The organism is Vibrio sp. B1-2, from assembly GCF_963888445.1.
GTDB lineage: Bacteria > Pseudomonadota > Gammaproteobacteria > Enterobacterales > Vibrionaceae > Vibrio > Vibrio anguillarum.
The window spans coordinates 1-747 of sequence record NZ_CAWPJH010000030.1; the positions used below are offsets into that span (position 1 = coordinate 1).

Annotated in this window: 1 protein-coding gene; it reads right to left on the reverse strand. The window is 48.2% G+C overall.

All coding sequences use genetic code 11. The annotated features are described in order from the left end of the window. Window positions 1-318 precede the first annotated feature (318 nt). Window positions 319-747: Hcp family type VI secretion system effector (locus AACQ75_RS09920; RefSeq protein WP_170889829.1), on the reverse strand; the 429-nt coding region annotated here is incomplete at its 5' end.

A 747-nucleotide genomic window follows, 5' to 3' on the forward strand; every position in this document is an offset into this window, starting at 1 on the left:
TCCATCGCACTGAGCGTGGATTGACGACTCGCCAGCTCAATGTGATAACGAAACCCATAACAAGGCTCACCATTGACCTGTCGCGTGTCCGATAACGACTCCTGACCTTGATAGTCTCGCACTACAAACACATCCTCTGCGAGTCCATCAACCTTTAACGTAAAATTCAGCGTGGCCATCTTCCATCCTCTTTACACTAGAAACAGCAAAGCCTTAAGCAAGTCACACTCATTGAATGCACTTTGCTTAAGGCTAAAAAAGGTGGCTGACTCGATTGGTTTTGCTTACGCAACATCAGCCAGCCCCCCAAATCAACGCTTACGCTTCGACGGGTTTGCGCCAGTCATCCGAGCCTGAAGTACCCGCGTTCACGTGATCCCACAGAATTTTACGGTAAGACATAGAAACCGTAACGTTTTGTGTGAAGTCGCCGTTTTTTGGATCTTGGCAGTGTGGCATTTCGCAATGAATGTCCACGATAGACGCGCTTTCGAGTTTGGTCGTGAAGAAGTTCTCTTGCTTACCTTCGATAGAGGTACGGTACCATTTTAGCTCAACCGATTTCATCTTCTCACCCGAAGAGAGGGCGTTATAAAGCAGAGGAACCGCTTTGTTGAGCGCGACGGTGAATTTGAATGGCTTGTGCACACGTTGACCTGAAGGCTGACCCGATTGTGGGTCGGTCGGTACAGTCACAACGTGGTCAAACATTTGAACCAACATTTGGTCTTCATGACCTTCAACGAA